18 protein-coding genes are annotated in these 19,236 nt (G+C 69.8%); 2 read left to right on the top strand and 16 right to left on the bottom strand.

What is annotated here, in order from left to right:
- Window positions 1–3 precede the first annotated feature (3 nt).
- The 10 genes from cobA to DTO57_RS00580 form a co-directional block, all read right to left on the bottom strand.
- Complete coding sequence (gene cobA / locus DTO57_RS00535) at window positions 4–768, bottom strand: uroporphyrinogen-III C-methyltransferase (RefSeq protein WP_114116285.1); 765 nt, start codon at window positions 766–768, stop codon at window positions 4–6.
- Window positions 765–1,667, bottom strand: a complete 903-nt coding sequence (locus DTO57_RS00540; RefSeq protein WP_114116286.1) for an ABC transporter permease — start codon at window positions 1,665–1,667, stop codon at window positions 765–767. The genes cobA and DTO57_RS00540 overlap by 4 nt, the downstream gene beginning before the upstream one ends.
- On the bottom strand, window positions 1,657–2,466 hold the full coding sequence (locus DTO57_RS00545; protein WP_114116287.1) for an ABC transporter ATP-binding protein: 810 nt from the start codon (window positions 2,464–2,466) through the stop codon (window positions 1,657–1,659). The genes DTO57_RS00540 and DTO57_RS00545 overlap by 11 nt, the downstream gene beginning before the upstream one ends.
- On the bottom strand, window positions 2,463–3,524 hold the full coding sequence (locus DTO57_RS00550; RefSeq protein WP_229730353.1) for an ABC transporter substrate-binding protein: 1,062 nt from the start codon (window positions 3,522–3,524) through the stop codon (window positions 2,463–2,465). The genes DTO57_RS00545 and DTO57_RS00550 overlap by 4 nt, the downstream gene beginning before the upstream one ends.
- A 21-nt stretch (window positions 3,525–3,545) precedes the next feature.
- Complete coding sequence (locus DTO57_RS00555; protein WP_114116288.1) at window positions 3,546–4,907, bottom strand: sulfate adenylyltransferase subunit 1; 1,362 nt, start codon at window positions 4,905–4,907, stop codon at window positions 3,546–3,548.
- Window positions 4,907–5,833, bottom strand: a complete 927-nt coding sequence (gene cysD, locus DTO57_RS00560) for a sulfate adenylyltransferase subunit CysD (protein WP_229730352.1) — start codon at window positions 5,831–5,833, stop codon at window positions 4,907–4,909. The genes DTO57_RS00555 and cysD overlap by 1 nt, the downstream gene beginning before the upstream one ends.
- Complete coding sequence (locus DTO57_RS00565; RefSeq protein ID WP_229730351.1) at window positions 5,830–6,576, bottom strand: phosphoadenylyl-sulfate reductase; 747 nt, start codon at window positions 6,574–6,576, stop codon at window positions 5,830–5,832. Before DTO57_RS00565 ends, cysD begins: the two co-directional genes overlap by 4 nt.
- Window positions 6,573–8,294, bottom strand: a complete 1,722-nt coding sequence (locus DTO57_RS00570) for a nitrite/sulfite reductase (protein WP_114116290.1) — start codon at window positions 8,292–8,294, stop codon at window positions 6,573–6,575. Before DTO57_RS00570 ends, DTO57_RS00565 begins: the two co-directional genes overlap by 4 nt.
- Before the next feature lie 134 nt (window positions 8,295–8,428).
- Complete coding sequence (locus DTO57_RS00575) at window positions 8,429–9,091, bottom strand: sirohydrochlorin chelatase (RefSeq protein WP_114116291.1); 663 nt, start codon at window positions 9,089–9,091, stop codon at window positions 8,429–8,431.
- Window positions 9,092–9,100: 9 nt separating this feature from the next.
- Window positions 9,101–11,011 (bottom strand): DUF6020 family protein, encoded by a 1,911-nt coding sequence (locus DTO57_RS00580; protein ID WP_114116292.1) that lies wholly within the window; start codon window positions 11,009–11,011, stop codon window positions 9,101–9,103.
- A gap of 153 nt (window positions 11,012–11,164) precedes the next feature.
- Between DTO57_RS00580 and DTO57_RS00585 the strand changes: the two genes are divergently transcribed.
- Window positions 11,165–11,629 carry a GtrA family protein gene (locus tag DTO57_RS00585; RefSeq protein ID WP_114116293.1) on the top strand — a complete coding sequence of 155 codons (465 nt, stop codon included), beginning with the start codon at window positions 11,165–11,167 and terminating at the stop codon, window positions 11,627–11,629.
- On the opposite strand, the gene DTO57_RS00590 is transcribed toward DTO57_RS00585, so the two are convergent.
- Together DTO57_RS00590 and DTO57_RS00595 are read right to left on the bottom strand one after the other, a co-directional pair.
- The gene (locus DTO57_RS00590) at window positions 11,615–12,568 is read right to left on the bottom strand and encodes a glycosyltransferase (protein WP_114116294.1); all 954 of its coding nucleotides are present in this window, start codon (window positions 12,566–12,568) and stop codon (window positions 11,615–11,617) included. The two genes, DTO57_RS00585 and DTO57_RS00590, sit on opposite strands and share 15 nt — an antisense overlap.
- A 182-nt stretch (window positions 12,569–12,750) precedes the next feature.
- Window positions 12,751–15,327 (bottom strand): DEAD/DEAH box helicase, encoded by a 2,577-nt coding sequence (locus DTO57_RS00595; RefSeq protein ID WP_162785604.1) that lies wholly within the window; start codon window positions 15,325–15,327, stop codon window positions 12,751–12,753.
- Between the two features lie 145 nt (window positions 15,328–15,472).
- Here DTO57_RS00595 and DTO57_RS00600 point away from each other — a divergent pair, with 145 nt between their 5' ends.
- The gene (locus tag DTO57_RS00600) at window positions 15,473–15,739 is read left to right on the top strand and encodes a GlsB/YeaQ/YmgE family stress response membrane protein (protein WP_114116296.1); all 267 of its coding nucleotides are present in this window, start codon (window positions 15,473–15,475) and stop codon (window positions 15,737–15,739) included.
- A gap of 54 nt (window positions 15,740–15,793) precedes the next feature.
- Here the strand turns inward: DTO57_RS00600 and DTO57_RS00605 are convergent, their stop codons facing one another.
- The 4 genes from DTO57_RS00605 to DTO57_RS00620 are packed head-to-tail and all read right to left on the bottom strand — an operon-like array spanning window position 15,794 to window position 19,189.
- A complete protein-coding gene (locus DTO57_RS00605) occupies window positions 15,794–16,858 on the bottom strand; it encodes a magnesium and cobalt transport protein CorA (protein ID WP_229730350.1) in 1,065 nt (354 codons plus the stop codon).
- A gap of 46 nt (window positions 16,859–16,904) precedes the next feature.
- Window positions 16,905–17,984 (bottom strand): PLP-dependent cysteine synthase family protein, encoded by a 1,080-nt coding sequence (locus DTO57_RS00610; protein ID WP_114116298.1) that lies wholly within the window; start codon window positions 17,982–17,984, stop codon window positions 16,905–16,907.
- Window positions 17,981–18,898, bottom strand: a complete 918-nt coding sequence (locus DTO57_RS00615; RefSeq protein WP_114116299.1) for a methyltransferase family protein — start codon at window positions 18,896–18,898, stop codon at window positions 17,981–17,983. Before DTO57_RS00615 ends, DTO57_RS00610 begins: the two co-directional genes overlap by 4 nt.
- 24 nt (window positions 18,899–18,922) lie before the next feature.
- Window positions 18,923–19,189 (bottom strand): helix-turn-helix domain-containing protein, encoded by a 267-nt coding sequence (locus DTO57_RS00620; RefSeq protein WP_114116300.1) that lies wholly within the window; start codon window positions 19,187–19,189, stop codon window positions 18,923–18,925.
- Window positions 19,190–19,236: the final 47 nt, after the last annotated feature.

Here is a 19,236-nt window from a genome sequence, read left to right on the forward strand (position 1 = left end):
GCGTCAGGCCGCAGCGAGCAGGTTGGTGGATCCGGTGGGCACCGCGGCCGCGTCGGGGCTCAGCAACACGACGTCGCCGACGACGACCACGGCGGGGGACCGCACGCGGCGTGCCGCAGCGAGGGCCGCGATGTCGGCGAGCGTGCCGATCGTGACGCGCTGGCGTTCGCCGTAGCCGTCTTCGATGATCGCGACGGGGCAGTCGGCGCCGCGCGAGCCCGCCGCCAGCACGTGTGCCGAGTGCGCGAGCGTGTTCACGCCCATCAGCAGCACGACGGTGTGCTCGCGGCCGCCGGCGACCCGCTCGATCTGCTCGTGGGCGCTGACGATCGTGAAGGATGCGGCGATGCCGCGGTGCGTGAGCGGGATCCCCGCGACGGCGGGCACCGAGATGGCGCTTGTCACGCCGGGGACGACCTCGGCCGCAACGCCGTGCTCCTCGCAGAACAGCTGCTCCTCGCGGCCGCGCCCGAAGATGAAGGGGTCGCCGCCCTTGAGCCGCACGACCCGCTTGCCCTGGCGCGCGAGGCGCACGAGCATCTCGTTGATGTCGTCCTGCGGCACCCGGTGGTAGCCGGGGAGCTTGCCCACGTCGACGATCTCGGCGCTAAGGCGCGTGCCCTCGGCGGCGAGCTGATCGAGCACCTGCCGGGCGCCGAGGCGGTCGGCGACGATCACGTCGGCGGCCTGGAGGGCGCGTAGCCCGCGCAGGGTAAGCAGGCCCGCGTCGCCGGGGCCGGCGCCGACGAGCGTGACGAGGCCGGTCATCGCTGGCCTCCCGTCAGCAGGCCGCGATTGCGCAGCATGCGGCGCTCGACGGGGCCGAACAGGGCCAGCTCGATGAGGATCCCGATCGCGAGGATCAGCAGGATCGTCGCGAGCACGCTCGCGAGGTCTGCGAGCTCGCGCGACTGGTTGAGCAGCGTGCCGAGGCCGAAGCCCATCGTGCCGCCCATCGTGATGATCTCGGCGGCCATGAGCGAGCGCCACGAGAAGGCCCAGCCCTGCTTGAGCCCGGCGAAGTATCCGGGCAAGGCAGCCGGGAGGGTGACGGAGGTCGCGAGCTGCCAGCGGCTGGCGCCGAGCACGACGCCAACGCGGCGTAGCTGCGGCGGCACCTGGTCGATGCCGGAGAGCAGGCCGTTCACGATCGACGGGATCGCGCCCATCAGGATCACGAAGTAGGCGGTCGCGTCGGTGAGCCCGAACCAGATGATCGCGGCGGGAACCCAGGCCACCGACGGCAGCACCGTGAGGCCCGAGATGAGGGGGCCGGCGGCCCGGCGCAGCAGCCGCCACTCGGCGAGCAGCATGCCGAGCACCGTGCCGACGGCGATGGCGATGAGGAAGCCGAGCACGCCGCGCTCGAGGCTCGTGAGCACGGCCTCCTGCAGCCGCCCGGATCCCCACGCGTCGCGCAGGGCACCGGCGACCGCGGCCGGGCTCGGGGCCTTATCAGGGCGCGGGCTCGCGATGACGATGTACAGCTGCCAGACGCCAAGCAGCACGGCCAGGAGCGCGATGGGCGGCAGGGCCTTGCCGAGCACGTCGTTCCAGCGCGAGGCGCGCTGTTCCGGATCCGATTGCAGGCGATCGAGGCCCGCCGAGACCGTCGCGAGGTCGGCGACGGCGCTCGCGGTGGGGACGGTGATCTGGTCACGACGCATTGCGGGCAAGCTCCTTCCGCAGCTCGGCGGTGATCTCGGCCGCGAGCGCCGCCACGTCGGGAGACTCGATGCGGCGTCCGGTGGTGTTGTGGATCCGCCACTCGCCGGCCACCCGGCCGGGGCGGCTCGAGAGCAGCACGACGCGCTGCCCGAGCCGCGCGGCCTCCCGCACGTTGTGGGTGACGAACACGATCGTGCGGCCGGTGGCGCGCCAGACGCGCTCGAGCTCTTCGTGCAGCAGGTCGCGCGTGATGGCGTCGAGGGCGGCGAAGGGCTCGTCCATCAGCAACACGTCGCGGTCCTGGGCGAGCGCGCGGGCGAGCGCGACGCGCTGGCGCATGCCGCCGGAGAGCTCGTGCGGCCGCTTATCGGCGGCCTCCGTGAGGTTCACGGTGCCGAGCAGGCGCTCGGCCTCCTCCCGGCGCTCCGCGCGGGGCACCCCGCGCAGCCGCAGGGCCAGCTCGACGTTGTGCCGTGCGGTGAGCCAGGGCATGAGGGCCGACTCCTGAAACATGACCGCCGAGCCGCCCGCGGACGTCGACAGCTCGCCCGAGGTGATCGGCTCGAGACCGGCGATGAGGTTCAGCAGTGTCGACTTGCCGCAGCCCGACGCTCCGAGGAGACAGACGAACTCACCGGGAGCGATGTCGAGCGAGACGTCGTCGAGAATGACGGGGCCGGATCCGTACCGCTTGGTGACGTGGGAGATGCGAACCGCGGGATCGATTTCGGGCGCGGGTGCGGCTTGCGGCGTGATGCCGTCGAAGCTCGGGGCGAGGCGTGTCGCGGCGTTCGTCATTCTTCCCCGATCCCGGCGGCCGAGATGGGCTCCTCGCCGTCCTTCTCGAGCAGGGCGTTCAGGGCGCGCAGGTCGAAGAGGCCGTCGATCGAGCCCTCCTTCTGCGTGCCCGCGACGGTGCCGTTCTCGACGAGCTTCTGGAATGCGTCGGCATGCGGATCGACCGAGAACGTCACGTGCTCGAGCGCCCGGTCGAGCACGTCGTCGGGGAGGCCCTTCCCCGTGGCGTCCTCAAGGGCGCCGTTAATCACGGAGGCCGCCTCCTCGGCGTTCTTATCGAGCCACTTCACCGAGTTGATGTGGCCCTCGAGAAGCTCGTCGACGACGTCGGGGTGTTCCTCGGCGAACTCGGCCCGCACGAGCAGAACGGTGGTCGGGAACGCGCCGTCCGGCCACAGATCGGCCTCGTCGACGAGCACGTTCGCGCCGGCCTCGATGACGAGCCGCGAGACCCACGGCTCGGGAAGCCAGGCGCCGTCGAGCTGGCCGTCTTGGAACAGCGTCAGCGTCTGCGCGTTCTCGGTCGGGCTGATGGTGACGTCGCTCTCGCCCGAGATCGAGGTCTCGTATCCCTCTCCGGCGAGCCAGCTGCGCAGCGCGACGTCCTGCGTGTTGCCGAGCTGTGGCGATGCGATGGTGGCCCCCGCGAGGTCGTTCGCACCCGCGATGCCGTCGCGCACGACCAGGGCTGCGCCGCCGGTCGTCGCGCCGGCGATGACGCGCGCCGACGCTCCGCCCGACTGGATGAAGGTGTTGATCGCGGGGTTCGGACCGATATAGGTGGCGTCGATCGCGCCGGCCGAGAGAGCCTCGATCGCCGACGGGCCAGCGTTGAACACCTCGATCGAGAGGTCGACGTCGCCCAGCGCGTCCTCGAACAGCCCCTCCGACAGACCGATGAGCGCCGGCGCGTGGGTGACGTTGGCGAAGTAGCCGAGGCGAACCTCGGTGACCTCGTCGCCGTCCTTCGACTCGGCCGACGCGGAGGCGCACCCGGCGAGCATCATCGCGGTGATTCCCAGGGCAGTGAGAGCGGTGGCGGTGCGGTTGATCTTCACAGGTATCGCCTCCTCAGCGATTCACGGGTGGTGCGGGGTAGGGGTGGCGCTCTCCTCGACGACGGTCGCCGCCGCGAGGGTGGCACCATCGGTCGGGTGGATGAGCACGAGAGATCCGCCGGAGCGGCTCTGCGCGTAGGGCTCGAGCGGGAGTTCGGTCGCGAACCGCAGGCGCACGCGCCCGATCTCGTTGACCGAGAGTGACGCGGCGTCGTGGTGGGCGAGCGTCTCGAGGTCGCGCCGGTCGATGATCTCGGCCACGAGCGCCTGCACCGTCGAGGTGCCGTGCTTGACGAGCACCTTCGCGCCCCACTCGATGGGGCGCGGGTCGAGCTGGAACAGCTCCACCACAGCCTCGCGGCGCCCCGCGGGCGCGGTGCCGGCCGCCGTGATGACGGCGCCGCGCGCGGCGTCGATCTCGTCGGCGAGCGTGAGCGTCACCGACTGCGGCGCGGTCGCCTGATCCGCGTCGGCACCCGCCAGGTGGATCCCGGTGACGGTCGTCTCGTGACCGCCGGGGAAGACCTCGACGGGGTCGCCGACGCGCACGGATCCGGCCGCGATGCGCCCCGCGAAGCCGCGGAAGTCGCGGTACTGCTCGGCCTCCTCGGCCGCGACCGTGGGGCTGATCGCGCCCTGCGGGCGCAGGACGAGCTGCACGGGCAGCCGGAAATCGGACTCCTCGGCCTCGGCCTCGTCGGTCGACGGCAGCGTCTCGAGCAGCTCGATGAGCGTCGCGCCCTGATACCAGGGCGTGCGCTCGGAGCGGTCGACGATGTTGTCGCCCTCGAGCGCCGAGACCGGCAGCACGTGCAGGCCCGAAACGCCCAGCTGTTCGGCGACGCGCGCCGCCTCCAGCTCGATCTCGACGAAGCGATGCTCGTCGAAGTCGATGAGGTCGATCTTGTTGACGGCGACGATGACGTGCGGCACGCGCAGAAGCGAGACAACGGCGAGGTGGCGCCGGGTCTGCTCGACGACGCCCTTGCGGGCATCGACCAGCACGATCACGGCGTCTGCGGTGGCGGCGCCGGTGACCATGTTGCGCGTGTACTGCACGTGGCCGGGGCAATCGGCGAGGATGAAGCTGCGGCGATCGGTCGCGAAGTAGCGGTAGGCGACGTCGATCGTGATGCCCTGCTCGCGCTCGGCCCGCAGGCCGTCGGTCAGCAGCGCGAAGTCGAACTCGCCGTGTGCGAAGCCGCGCTGGCGACTCGTCGCCGCCACCTGCTCGAGCTGGTCGGCGAGGATCGCCTTCGCGTCGTGCAGCAGCCGGCCGACGAGGGTCGACTTGCCGTCGTCGACGGATCCGGCGGTCGCGAAGCGGAACAGCGTCGCCTGACGGCTCGCCGAGGCCGGGAGCGCGGTCACGGTGTCAGTCATCAGAAGTACCCATTCTTTTTGCGATCTTCCATGGCGGCCTCGCTGATGCGGTCGTCGGCCCTGGTAGCTCCGCGCTCGGTGAGGGTGGATCGGGTGACCTCAGCCACGACCGCCGACGTGTCGGTGGCGTCCGACTCGACAGCGCCGGTGCAACTCATGTCGCCGACCGTGCGGTAGCGCACGAGGCGGCGTTCGGTCTGCTCGCCCTCGCGGGGTAGCGAGACCTCGCCGACCGACCACCACATGCCGTCGCGGCGGAAGACCTCGCGCTCGTGTGCGTAGTACAGGGGCGGGAGGGCGATGTTCTCGCGCTCGATGTAGTTCCACACGTCGAGCTCGGTCCAGTTCGAGATCGGGAACGCGCGCACGTGCTGGCCGGGGAGGTGGCGCCCGTTGTACAGGCTCCACAGCTCGGGGCGCTGGTTGCGCGGATCCCACTGACCGAACTCGTCGCGCAGCGAGATAATGCGTTCCTTGGCGCGGGCCTTGTCTTCGTCGCGACGGGCGCCGCCGAAGACCGCATCGTGCTTGCCCGCGGCGATGGCGTCGAGCAACGGCTGCGTTTGCAGCGGGTTGCGCGTGCCGTCGGGGCGCTCTGCGAGCCGGCCGTCGTCGATGTAGTCCTGCACCCGCGCGACCTTGAGGTCGATGCCGAGGCGCTCGACGGTCTCGTCGCGGAAGCGGATGACCTCGGGGAAGTTATGCCCCGTGTCGACGTGAAGCACCGGGAACGGAACCTTGCCCGGCGCGAACGCCTTGGCGGCGAGGTGTAGCACGACGACAGAGTCCTTGCCGCCTGAGAAGAGCAGCACGGGCCGCTCGAACTCGGCGACGACCTCGCGGATGATGTGGATGCCCTCGGCCTCGAGCAGGTCGAGCGCGCTCAGCCCCTGCCGGGTCGAGACGTCTGGCGTCACGGTAGTCATAGGTGGAGTCCGCATTCTGTCTTGGCGAGCCCCGCCCAACGGCCGGAGCGGGGATCCTCGCCGGGGGCGACGGGCTGGGTACACGGGGCGCATCCGATGGACGGATATCCGTTTGCGATCAGGGGGTTGACGGGCACGGTGTGCGCGGTGGCGTAGTCGATGAGGTCGTCGAAGGTCCACGCCGCGACGGGGTTGACCTTGACGAGCCCGTTGCGCTCGTCCCACGTGATGAGAGGGGTCTCGGCGCGGGTCGGCGCCTCCTCCCGGCGCACGCCCGTGAACCACACCTCGTAGTCGCCGAGCGAGCGCTGCAGGGGCTCGACCTTGCGGCGCGCGCAGCAGAGGCCGGGGTCGCGCGCGAAAAGGTCTTTACCGAACTCGGCGTCCTGTTCTTCGACCGTCTGCTCGGGCGTGACGTCGACGACGCGCACATCGAGACCGCGCTCGACCTCGTCGCGCGTGAACGCGGTCTCGGCGAAGTGGTAGCCGGTGTCGAGGAAAAGCACGTCGACGCCGGGCAGACCCTGCGCCACGAGGTGGGGGAGGGCGGCATCGGCCATCGAGCACGCAACGGCGGCGTGGGCGGTGGCGAAGTTCTCCGCGACCCAGGCGACGACCTCGGCGGGCGAGGCCTCGTCGGGCTGGCGGCTGCGCAGCTCGGCGTTGCCGCGCTCGGCGAGCGCCTTGAGCTCGTCGGCCGGGCGCCGGGCGGGGCGCGGCGGGCGGATCAGAACCGCGGTCACTGCAGCGCCTCCTCGTCGGCTCGGTGTGCCCACTGCGCGAACGTCTCGTTTTCGTTCTCGCGGTCGCCGAGATAGCGGCGGATGACGCGCTCGGCGTAGTCGGCGATGCCATCGGCGGGAACCTTGAGGCCGCGCACGGTACGGCCGAGCCCGGCCTCCGCGCGGTCGACGTTCGCGAGGCCGCCGCCGAGGTGCACCTGGTAGCCCGGCACCTGCTCACCGTCGATGTTGACGAGCTGGCCCTTCAGGCCGATATCGGCGGTCTGGATGCGGGCGCAGGAGTTGGGGCATCCGTTCACGTGCAGCGTGATCGGGCGGCCGATTTCGGGCTCGAGGGCGCCGAGGCGCTGCTCCAGCTGTTCGATCGCGGTCGCGGCGTTCGCCTTGGTCTCGACGATCGCGAGCTTGCAGAACTCGATGCCGGTACACGCGATCGTGCCACGGCGGAACAGGCTGGGGCGGGCCGAGAGTCCGAGCGCGTCGAGGCCCGCGATGAGGCCCTCGACCTCGGCCTCGGGCACGTCGAGCACGAGCAGCTTCTGGTGCGGCGTGGTGCGCACGCGCCGCGAGCCGTGCACCTCGGCGAGGTCGGCCAGGGCAGTGAGAACGCTGCCCGAGACGCGGCCGACGAGGGGAGCGGCGCCGACGTAGAACCGGCCGTCCTTCTGCGCGTGCACGCCGACGTGGTCGCCGAGGGTCGTCGGCTTCGGCGCCGCGGGGCCGTCGGGCAGGGGCTCGGACAGATACTCGGTCTCGAGCACCTCGCGGAACTTCTCGGTGCCCCAATCGGCGAGCAAGAACTTCAGGCGGGCCTTGTTGCGCAGGCGGCGGTAGCCGTAGTCGCGGAAGATCTGCGTGACGCCGTGCCAGACCTCGGCGACGCGCTCGGGCGCGACGAAGGTGCCGAGGCGCTCGCCGAGGCGCGGCACGACCGAGAGCGCTCCGCCGACCCAGAGGTCGTAGCCGATGCCGAGCTCGGGGTGCTCGACGGCGACGAAGGCGCAGTCATTGATCTCGTGCACGACGTCCTGGCTCGGGTGCCCGGTGATCGCCGTCTTGTACTTGCGCGGCAGGTTCGCGAGCGACGGATCCCCGATGAAGCGATCGGCGATCTCGCGGATCTGCGGGGTCGGGTCGATGATCTCGTCGGCGGCGATGCCGGCGACGGGGGATCCGAGGATTACGCGCGGCACGTCGCCGCAGGCCTCGGTCGTGCTGAGCCCGACCTCCTCGAGCCGGCGCCAGATCTCCGGAACGTTTTCAATGTCGATCCAGTGCAGCTGCACGTTCTGGCGGTCGGTGAGGTCGGCGGTGTCGCGGGCGAACTCGCTCGAGATCTGACCGATCACGCGGAGCTGCTGCGTGGTGAGCTGCCCGCCGTCGATGCGCACCCGCAGCATGAAGAACTCGTCTTCGAGCTCGTGCGGCTCCAGCTGCGCCGTGCGGCCGCCGTCGATCCCGGGCTTGCGCTGTGTGTAGAGCCCCCACCAGCGGAAGCGCCCGTGCAGGTCCGTCGCGTCGATGCTCGCGAACCCGCCCTCGGCGTACTCGCTCTCGATGCGCTCGCGCACGTTGAGGCCGTTATCGGCGAGCTTGAATTCCTCGTTGCCGTTGAGGGGCTCTTGGCCGTCGACGACCCACTGGCCGTGCGGCTTGGTCGGCGTGCGCGTCGTGCGCGTGCGGGCGCCGCGGTTCGGCGCTGTTGGCTGTGCGGTCATGGACCCTCCCTCGAAGACTTTCGTTAAAGCTAGGGAGGATGGACGGCGTCCACTAATTGTTACGACACGTGGCGTCAGGGAATGTCATACGGCGTCAACAAAGGTCATGTGGCGTTGCGCGACGAGGAAATGCCCTAGAGTAACGCCCGCTCATAGCGCTCGACGACGAGGTCGACGAGCGGTTGCGGCACCGGGCCGCCGTCGAGCAGCGGGGCGCTGATCTCGCGGCCGCCCGCCTGGCGCGAGGCGAGGTCGAAGAAGTATCCGTGGGCCAGCAGGTAGGTCGAGACGACGGCCTCGGGGTGCCGCTTCAGGGCCGTCGGCAGGTCGGGCTGCCGGGCCGCCAGGTAGGCGAGCTCGACGCTCGCCGGGATGCGGGCGCGGAGCAGTTTCGCCATCCCCTCCGCGTCCGCGAGCGAGCGCGGATCCCGGGATCCGGCGACCGCGAGGACGACGCTCTCCGCGCCCTCGGGGAGCCGGTCGGCGAGCACCTCCGCGAGCCGCGGATCCGGGCCGAGCGGGTCGGCGATCCGCGTCTGCGGGCGGGTCTTCGCGATGCCGTGCAGGTCGTGGTGCACGTGGAAGCCGCTCGACAGCAGCAGCGGCACGATCACGAGGGGCCCGTCGATCGTCGGGGCGAGTACGGCTGCGTCGGGCTGCTGCACGTCGACGAACGCCTCGCGCACGTCGACGTCGGGAAGCGCCTCTCGCACGCGCGCGACGAGGGCGGCGATCGCGGCGGCGCCGTGGGTATTCGCGGTGCCGTGCGAGACGGCGAGCAGAACGGGGCGGGGCATGTAGCGACTCTAATCGCGCGTGGGCCCGCCCTGATCCGCCGACGCCTCCGCCCGAGGCAACACCGCAGCTCCCACCGCGATCGGCAGCGCCGCGACGAACACGAGCATGTACCGCATGCCTCCCGACACGGGGCCGGCGAGGAACGTCAGCATAAGTACCCCGATCGGAATATAGAGCGCCAGGCGGCGCCACGCGCGCTTGCGCGCGATCACAACCAGGGCCAGCAGCCACAGCCACGTCACCGTGCCGGGCGACATCGCCTGGCCGAGAACCGGTACGTCGAGCGACGCCTTCGTGTTGAAGTAGCCGACGAGGTGGTTGTCGTGCAGGTAGCGCTGCACGCCGGTGCGCTCGTCGTCGCGGTCGGGGATGTCGAGCGTGATGGTGCGGACGTCGTTGTGCGATTCGGCGACGAGCCCGTCGTACGACGGGGCGCCGGGGGCCCAGTAGCCGACCGTGTTGCCGAGGGTCGCGACGATCGCCGAGGCGGGGTACTCGCCGACCATGCGCGCCCAGCCGCTCAGGAACTCGCCGGTGGTGAAGTTCGGCCACTTGTCGCGGGCGTCGAGCTTGATCGGATCCGCGAACTGAGGGATGTAGTGATCGCCCACGTCGTCGACGTCCCACTTCGTGAAGATCGAGTCGACGAACGCGCGATCCTCGTCCGAGAGCTCGTCGTGGTGGTCGAGCGAGATGCGCGCGATCTGCTGCAGCGGGATCGACCACATCTCGGTCTTCGGGCCGGGCCCGATATTCATCACCGCGGCGAGCGGGCTCATGTAAGCGACGATCGCGACGACGATCGCGGCAGACGTCGCGAGCAGCTTCTTCCAGTGGCGCCGCAGCGGGATGAACAGCAGCGGTAGCGCGAGCAGGATGACGTAGATACCGTTGCTGCGCAGCACGGCGACGGCGATGGCCGAGGCGCCGAGCGTCCACCACATCCACCGCGAGGTCTTCTCGCCGCGCGCGAGGTCGACGATCGTGACGGCGAGCACGAGGAACGCCGACATGAACGGAATGTCTTTCACGACCGTGATTGACGACAGAGACAGGATCGGCACGAGCGCGATCCACGCGAGCGCCGCGCCCCAGACGCGCCGGTCGATGCCCCAGGCTGCCATGCGCACGAGTACGAACGTGAACGCGGCGGTGCTCGTGAGCATCTGCAGGGTCGCGGCGAAGGCAAGGGCGGCCTGGTCGCTCCAGCCGAAGAACTGCCAGAGCCCGTTCCAGCCAGCGATGAGCAGCGAGTGCCCGACGGGCTCATATGCGTCCCACGGCATGATGCCGCGGGCGTACGACAGGCTGCGGTACGTATCGAAGAAGATCAGCCCCGGCCACCAGATCACGAGGTACGGGATCCGCGCGAGCGCGATGACTCCGAAGGTCGCGCCGATGAGGCCCCAGCGGGCGCGCCCGCGGCCGGATCCGAGCGTCGCGAGGCGGCCGGTGGCCGGCGCCGCGAGGGATCGATCGGTGACGACGAGCACGAGCGCGACGAGCATCGTCGCGGCGTAGGCGACGCCGAGAAGGTGCACCGCACCCCATGCCGACGGGTGCAGCACGAGGGCGAGGTCGGCCTCGCGGCGCGTGAGCGAGAGGCCCGCGAGCTCCGCGATCGCGAAGAGCACGCCGAACGGAATCCCCCACGCGAACACGGGCCGCGCCGAGCGGCCCGCGGCCGCGAGAAGCCAGGATCCGCCCGCCCAGAGGGCGGCGAACGACGCGACCGCGGCGATCGAGTTGCCGTCGAACGCCTGGAACAGCGGCAGCGGATCTGTGCCCGCCGCGAACGACGCGACGGTCGCGAGCGCGCCGAGCGCGGCAACGATGTGATGCCAGCGCGGCCCCGCGTTCGAGCGGGTTCGGGTGGGGCGCTGCCCGTCGGTGTGAGCGGGCTCTGCGCGCAAGGTCATAAATGCATACTAGGTGAGGCCGGCCTGCGGATATGCCGGTTTCCGCGCGCCACGCCGCATCGACGAAAGCCCGAGTTTCGCCCGATAAACTTCAGGCACGAAACGGGGAGGTCCGCACGCACGCGCACCGTCCGCAGCGAGAACGGGGACCCCATGTCACAGAACACGCGCCTGAAGAAACTGCGCCAGGCGAGCGCGTTCCTCGTCATCGGCGGACTGGCCTTCGTCGTCGACGCCCTGACCTACAACCTGCTGGTGTTCTGGGTCGATGGCCGTGGCCCCATGTTCGACGCCCCGGTGCCGGCGAAGATCATCGCGATCGTCGTCGCCTCGATCGTCACCTACATCGGCAACCGGTACTGGACCTTCAACGACCGACACCTGCCGCCGAAGCTCTCGCGCTACGTGCTCTTCGTGGTGTTTAACCTCATCGCGATGGGCCTGCAGCTCGGCTGCCTGTGGTTCTCCCGCTACGTGCTCGGCCTCGACAGCGTGCTCGCCGACAACATCTCGGGCACGATCATCGGCCAGATCCTCGCGACGGCGTTCCGCTTCTTTACCTACGACCGCTTCGTCTTCCCCCACGAGGAGAAAACGCCGGTGTCAGAGAACGCGTGAGCGCGCCTCGCTCGGCGCGCTGAGCTGCAGGTAGAGCAGGCGGCTCATCTCGCGGCGCGCCTTCAGCACGCCGTCGAGCACGAGGCCCACGGCCCACGCCAGGGCGCCCAGGATGCCGAAGGTGACCGACAAAACGGCGGTCGGGAAGCGCGGCACGAGACCCGTGTGGGCAAACTCGATGACGAGCGGCAGTCCCAGAACGAAACCGACCAGCAGTAGCACGCTGCCGATGATGCCGTAGAAGAAAAGCGGGCGCTCGTGGCGCATGAGCTGCACCACGAGGTTCAGGATCCGGAAGCCATCGTGGTAGGTGCGGAGCTTGCTCTCGCTGCCCACCGGGCGATCCTTGAACCCGACCTCGACCTCGGCCTGCGGCACGCGCAGGCTCATGACGTGCACCGTCAGCTCGGTCTCGATCTCGAACTCGCGCGACGCGGCGGGGAAGCTCTTCACGAAGCGGCGCGACATGACGCGGTAGCCGCTCAGCATGTCGCTGACCTCGTCGCCGAAGACATTGCCGACGAGCCAGTTGAAGCCGCGGTTGCCGAGCTCGTGGCCGGCGCGGTACGCCGTCGCCGTCGGGTCGACCTCGGTGCGCACGCCGAGCACGTGGTCGTAGGGACCCTCGCGCAGGGTGCGGATCATCTCGGGGAGCGCCGCGGCGTCGTACGTGTCGTCGCCGTCGATCATCACGTAGATGTCGGCGTCGATGTCGGCGAAGGCGCGGCGCACGACGTTGCCCTTGCCCTTGCGCTTCTCGGTGCGCACGATCGCGCCGGCCGCGGCCGCGACCTCAGCGGTGCGGTCTGAGCTGTTGTTGTCGTAGACGTAGATCGCCATCTCGGGGACGGCTGTGCGGAGATCGGCGATGACCTGCCCGATCGCGATCTCCTCGTTGTAGCAGGGAACGATTGCCGCAATTTCGTGCGAGGTCGGCATCGGTGTGGAGTCCTTTTGCGCAGATACCCATGACGGTCTTATGAGCCGTTAATGCCGATGTTATAGGAATCGTGGCTGGGAATTCGACGCCCGTATATGGGTCTCATGTGCGGTTGCTATCGCGCGGATCTCACCGGGATAGGCGACACCGAACGGCGGTCGCCTGCAGGATGAGGAGTCTGTCAGACGGACTCGACCGCGATCTGCCGCACCTCGAACCCATCGCGGCCCTCGAGCGCGGCGATCGCCCGCATGCCGGGTGACGGGTGGGTGCGCACAAACGACCAATCGCCGATCACGTAGAGCGTGTTCTTCGCGCGCGTGAGCGCGACGTTCAGCAGCTTTGCGGCGGCGACGGCGTGCGGGGATCCGGCGAGGTCGGCGGCGGCGACCCAGCGCGGGCGGTCGTCTTGCATGAGGTCGACGATGACGGTGCCGAACTCGCGCCCCTGGAAGCGGTGCGAGGTGCCCGCCTCGAGGATGACGCCGGCCTCGCGTGCGCGTCGCTCGACGGCCGCGGCCTGTGCGGCATACGGGGTGACGAAGCCGACGTCGCCGTCGATCTGCGCGGCGAGCTCGACGGCCGCCGCGGCGGTCTCGGGGCAGGCCCAGCTCGTGCCCGCGCGCTCGAGCGTTCCCGAGATGTCGAGGAAGACGATGCGGCCCGGGGCGTCGTTCGCCGAGCGCAGGAGGCCGTCGTAGCAGAAGTCGTTCACGGCGTCGGCGACGAGCGTGGGGAAGCGGTACTGCAGCGAGAGCGCAACACAACGCGGGTGGGCCTCGGCGCTCGCGCGGTCGGTGATGCCTGCGACCTCGAAGATGTCCTTCGGCGGCGCGCCCTCCGCGATCGGCGCGTTCTGCAGGAAGTCGCCGACCACCGCGAGGGTCGTGTCGGCCTTCGCCGCGGCGTAGACGATCGTGTGCGGCTCGGCGCTCGCTGCCTCATCGACGATGACGACGTCGAAGCGGCGCCCGCGCAGGATCGGGGTGAACGCGAGCGCCGTCAGCGTCGTCGCGACGCCCGGTGCGTGCGCGAGCAGGTTCCGGTGCGTGTGGCGGAACTCCTCGTCGAGGTTCTCCTTCGCGCGGGTGAGGGCGGCCTGCTCGGCATCGAGGTTCTGGATTCGCGTGAGCAGGCGATCGTATTCGCCCATCGCCTGCCACAGGCGGGTATTGCGCAGCGCGCGGAACTCGTCGAGCCGCGAGACAGCGTCGCCGGCGGCCTCGCGTAGCAACGCTGCCTCGTGCGAGAGCGCCTGCACGCGGTTGATGCGAGCCTGGCGCAGCCGCTTCTTCTCGTTGATGCGCTCCTGCAGCTTGTCGCGCGCGGCCTCCTCCTCGCGGATCCCGGCGACGCGCGTGTCGAAGCGGCGCAACCGCTGCGCGATCTGGGCGAGCATGTCGTCGGCCCGGCGCACCTCGGCCTCCGCGGTCGAGCGCGCAGCGGTCAGGTCGCGCACGATGAGGCGCGCCTCATCGATGTCGCGGCGCCGCTCGCGAGCGACCCACGGCAGGCGGGATCCGGGGCGCGACTCGACCTCGTCTGACGACGAGCGCGCTTGCGCGAGCGCGGGACCGATCTGGTCGAGGATCTGCGCCTGGCGTTCGCGGTGCGCGGCGAGGCGCTTGCAGGCCGCGTCGAGCCCGCGTGCCTCGGCCTCGATCGCCTCGAGCGCCGTCTCGAGGCCCTCGAAGTGCGACGCCTGCTGTGTGAGGGCGAGGATCTCGCGGTCGGTCACGACGGTCGCGTCGCGCAGCTCCTCGATATGGGTGAGCACCTCGTCGAGCTTCGCGAGCTGCGACTCGGCGTCGCGGGCGTGGCGCAGCCGGTCGAAACCGACCTCGGATCCGGTGAGGTAGGCGTGCAGTTCGCGCTCGCGCGCGCGATCGGCGTGCTCGGCGTTGACGGCGAGGGCGCTATCGATCTCGCCGGCGCGCTCCGAGAGACCCATCGCGATGCCCGCAGCCTTGCCCGAGAGGAAGAATGGATGCTCGCGCACGTCCGCGCGCACGCGCTCTGTCGTGGATCCGCTGTACCGCACCACCTGGCCCGGCGCGAGCTCGTCGGACGGCAGCGCCGCGAGCGCCGTGTCGACGGCCGCGTTCGTGTGCGAGACGAGCAGCACGCTCTGGCCGCGCGCGATCGCCTCGCGCACCGCGCGGGCGATCACGGTGGTCTTGCCGGTGCCGGGCGGGCCCCAGACGAACCACCCGCCGGGCGACGTCAGGGCGCCGAGCGCGCGGGCCTGCTCGGCGTTGAGAGACGGATCCGCCGCCGGCGCGATCGAGGCCGGCTCCGATGAGAAGAGGTCGGCGACGCGCGGGCCGCGATCCATCTCGCCGAGCGCCTCGCGCCAGCGCACGGCGAGATCCATCGCGACGGGCTCGGCGCGGAAGACGTTGACGGTGCGGGTGTGGGTGAGCGCTCGCCGGGTCTCGTCCGACACCGACAGGATCAGCACGCCCGTCGTCGGGTTATAGGCGTGATACTCGGCGACGTGCCGGTGGGCCTCGTCGCTCTGCTCGGCAGAGTCGACGAGGTAGAAGTGCGACTGCTTCCAGTAGATGCCGCGCGGGGCTCCGACGTCGACGGTGATGCCGCGGCCGAACGGATCCCACGCGATGGGACGCTCGGAAATGAGGGCGCCGCGCGTCTTCCGGATCTCGTGATCGAGGTTTTCCTGCGCGGCGGCGACCGCTCGGCGCCGGATCTCTTCCCAGGAGAGCGGCATCGAGAAGAGCTCCACGTCGCCAGTCATCACCATTCGACTCTACTGGGGTATGTCGCCCGCACCGCGTAGACGGTCACCGTTTCGTAAAGGGGGTTCCGCTGAAAACCGAGTTCTCATAGTGTGGGTTTCCCAACCGTACGAGCTTTCTCGTCCGAGAAGAGAGGAACACATCATGGGATTCTTGGGTTTTCTGCTTCTGGGTTTGATTGCCGGCGCGATCGCCAAGGCCATCCTCCCGGGTAAGCAGGGTGGCGGCTGGATCGCGACCCTCGTGCTCGGCGTCATCGGTGCGGTCATCGGTGGCTGGCTGGGCAGCATCATCTTCAACACCGGCGTGAACGAGTTCTTCTCGTTGTCGAGCTGGCTGCTCGCGATCGGCGGCTCGCTGATCGTGCTCCTCATCTGGGGCGCGATCACCGGGCGCAAGAAGGCCGACTAATTACAGCGAGCGAGTGGCCCGCGGGGAATCATCCCCGCGGGCCACTTTTTCGCGCTAGAGCCATTTCTTCCACTTAAAGACGAGGTAGAGGCACCCCGTGAGCAGCAGCATGAGGCCGATCGCGAACGGATAGCCGAACTCCCAATCGAGCTCGGGCATATTACGGAAGTTCATGCCGTAGATCGCCGCGACGAGAGACGGGACGAAGAAGATGGCCGCCCATCCCGAGATCTTCTTCATGTCTTCGTTCTGGCGCTGCGCGACGAGCGTCGAGTTGACGTCGAGGATCTGCGAGAGCGCCGCGCGATACTCGGCGACCCGAGAATTGGCGCGGGCGAGGTGGTCGGACACGTCCTGCAGATAGGTCTGCAGGCGCTCGTCGACCCCATACTTGCGGAAGCCGGCGCGCAGCGAGTCGATGACCTCGTCGAGCGCAGCCGTCGTCTGTTGCATCTCGATGACCTCGAGGTTCAGGCGGTAGATGCGCTCGGTCACCGAGCGCTCGCCGCTGAACACCTGCCGCTCGATCTGTTCCTTATCGATCGCGATGCCCTGCAACACCGGGATGTAGCCGTCGACGATCGCGTCGATCAGCCGGTAGACCACGGCCTCGGGGCCGCGGCGGAGGAACTCGTCGTCGCTCAAGAGCGCGCGGTCGTGTTCGTCGGCGACGAGCAGGTTCACGCCGTCGGATCCGTCGATCCAGCGCCCGTCCTGGCACAGCACCGCGACGGCGCCGTGCTTCACGAGCACGTGAAACTCGGCGAAGTCGACCTCCTCGGTCTCGTCGACATAGTGCGCCGAGCGGATCACGAGGAACATCACGTCGCCATACCGCTCGAGCTTCGGCCGCTGGCCGGCGTGCACGAGGTCTTCGACGAGCACGGGGTGCAGCTCCCACGCCGACGCGAGCTCGGCGATCTCCTCCGGGGTCGGGGCCGCATAGAGGAAGAGCGCCATGCGGCCCTCGCCGGCGGCCGCGAACGCGAGCCCGTCCGCGACGCTCGCTCCCGGATCCGGTATCGATGCGCGACCGTCGGCGACGTAGCGCGTGAGCCGGGTGGATCCGGTGGGCACCTCCGCGGCGCGGTTCGCGCGGCGGAAAGCGTTGCGGGGCATGGACATAATGCCTCCTCTCGACCTCTCGACTACGAGCGTATCCGCGTTACGCGAGATCCCACTCGCCCGTGGCGAGGAAGCGGTCGATGCGCGCGCGTTCGGGGGCGAGATCGAGGCCCTGCGAGGTGATCCACTCGTCGTTGTAGTGGGTGGCCTCGTAGCGCGCGCCGCCGTCGCAGATGAGGGTGACGACGCTGCCGCGCTCGCCGGCGGCGAGCATGCGCGCGATCAGCTGGAACGCGCCGACGAGGTTCGTACCCGTGGATCCGCCGGCCCAGTGCCGGGTGCGCTCGCGCAGCACGCGGATCGCCGCGAGCGACGCCGCGTCTCTCACAGGAAGGACCTCGTCGATGACGTCGCCGATGAACGAGGGCTCGACGCGTGGGCGGCCGATGCCCTCGATGCGGCTCGGCTTGCCGGTCGTGTAGTCGGTGCGGCCCGACTTCCAGCCCTCGTAATAGGCCGAGTTCTCCGGATCCACGACCGCGACCCGCGTCTCGTGGCGGCGGTATCGCACGTAGCGGCCGAAGGTCGCGCTCGTGCCGCCCGTTCCCGCGCCGACGACGATCCACGTCGGGATGGGGAAGCGCTCGGCGACGAGCTGCGCGAAGACGCTCTCGGCGATGTTGTTGTTGCCGCGCCAATCGGTCGCGCGCTCGGCGAGGGTGAACTGGTCGAGGTAGTAGCCCGAGCACTCCGACGCCAGGCGCTCGGCCTCGGCATAGATCTGCGTCGGGTCGTCGACGTAGTGGCAGCGCCCGCCGTAGAACTCGATGAAGCGGATCTTCTCGGCGCTCGTCGACCGCGGCACCACCGTTACGAAGTCGAGCCCCAGCATCTGGGCGAAGTACGCCTCCGACACGGCGGTGGATCCGCTCGACGCCTCGATGAGCGTCGTGCCCTTGCGGATGCGGCCGTTCACGAGGCCATACAGAATGAGCGAGCGCGCCAGTCGGTGCTTCAGCGACCCCGTCGGATGAACCGACTCGTCCTTCAAATAGAGGTCGATGCCCCACTCGGGCGGCAGCGGAAACACGTGCAGGTGCGTGTCGGCGCTGCGATTCGCGTCGGCCTCAAGCACGCGAATCGCATCGCGGCACCACTCGCGCGGATCAGGGGTCGTCATGTGTCCACGATACGGGGCCAGACGTGGCGCGGCACCCAACAGCTCACGCGGTCGCGGTACGCGACGAAGGCGTCACCGAAGCGCTCTTCGAGGTCGCCCTCCTCGATGGGGCGGATGAGCCAGTTCCACACGAGCGAGCCGCAGAGTGCCCACACCACCACGAGCCAGGATCCGAGCAGCAGCCCGACCGCCGCGCCCTGCGCGATACCGGCGACCGCCATCGGGTTGCGAACGAAGCGGTAGGGTCCCGCGATCACGAGGCGCCGCGCGGTGGCCGATGGCAGGGGAGTGCCGTCGCCGCGCGACGCCATCGTTGCGCCCGACCAGAGGCCGAGGGCGCTCGCCGCGCCGAGCACCACGAGTCCGGCGATGCGCACGGCCGCGGGCACGGGCAGGTCGACCTGCCAGCGGCGCTCGAACCAGGTGAGGACCACCGGGATCACGACGAGGAACAAGCCCCAGAACACCGTGATCTGCCCCGCGGTCGCGAGCAGGTTGCGCGCCCGCGTCGCCGGCCGCGCCTCGCGCATCCCGAGCGGGCCGAGCAGGATCCAGTGCGCGGGGAACGAGCCGCGCGCGATCACGATCGCCGCGATAGCGGATCCGATGGTCGCCGCGATCATCGCGAGCGCGCCCCAGCCCGCCTGCGTCGTGACCGTCGCGTAGGCGGCCATCGCGAGCGTGACGAGGGTCGTCCACCCGGCCGCGACCCAGGCGGCCCAGGCGATGTTGCACGCCGCGAGCGCCGACGCGCCGACGAAGAGCGGTAGATCGGCGAGCGCGATGGGGAGGGCGGGGAGGCCGCCGAGCGTGAGCTCGCGGACGAGCGGGACGGTGGCCACGAGGATCCACCAGACCGCGCCCGCGAGCGCCTGCAGCGCAAAGTAGGCGCGCGCGACGGGCGGTTGTTGCATGGGATCACCCTATGCGGGCGGCGACTACCGGGTGACGCGCGTGAGGTGGGTGTCGAACATCTCGGGCGTGAGCTCGTCGATGAGCTCGCCCGGGGCGACCTCGAGTGCCGTCGCGATGCGCACGAGCGAGCGCACATTCATCATGGCTCGGCCTGATTCATAGGAGCGAATGTTCGACGAATCGATGTCGGCGGCGACCGCCAGCTGATCCTGCGTCATGCCCTGCCGAGCGCGGAAATGAGCGATCCGCGTGCCGACAAAGGCGGCGGCAGCGGAAGGAACGCGGGGCATCCCTCAAGCGTTATAGGCACCGGAAGTTTGCACCAGGGTAGAGATGC

The organism is Microbacterium sorbitolivorans (assembly GCF_003327285.1).
Classification (GTDB): Bacteria; Actinomycetota; Actinomycetes; order Actinomycetales; family Microbacteriaceae; genus Microbacterium; species Microbacterium sorbitolivorans.